The organism is Vibrio sp. 1580 (genome assembly GCF_033340055.1).
On record NZ_JAWOVT010000825.1, the window covers coordinates 1 to 500 of the forward strand.

Sequence of the window (500 nt, forward strand, 5' to 3'; positions counted from 1 at the left end):
AATAATTGACGCGCGGTATGGCTGTAATCGTTGCTGATGCTCACTGGGCCAAACAAGTGCGTGTATTCGGGATGTTGATGGACAAAAGTCGCTATGCCTTTCCAGAGTAAGAGTAGGGCACTCATGCTTTTTTGATATTGCTCGGCAATCACAGAACGACCCATTTCAATCGACTTGCCCATTTGATCGAGAAAGCGTTGGTCATAGTTGAACAAGGTGCGCGAATACAATCCTTCTACGCCATATTTCGCCAATAATTGATCAACTAATCCAAGACGGTAAGCACCTACCATGCATTGGTTCTCACGATCCCACACAAACAGGTGCAGGTAATCATGATCGAAATGATCGATGTCTATCGCTTGTCCGGTCCCTTCGCCAACTTGACGGAAATTATGTTCTCGCAAGCGGCCAATTTCATGTAGGAGAGATGGAATCTGCTGCGCACTGGCGCAGTACACGTCGAACTCGCCATTTTGAAGCAATTGGGTTTCTGCCGG

Annotated in this window: 1 protein-coding gene; it reads right to left on the bottom strand. The window is 47.2% G+C overall.

What is annotated here, in order from left to right; genetic code table 11:
* A partial coding sequence (locus R7093_RS28590) for a GNAT family N-acetyltransferase (protein ID WP_318147457.1) occupies positions 1 to 500 on the bottom strand: 500 nt, incomplete at both ends.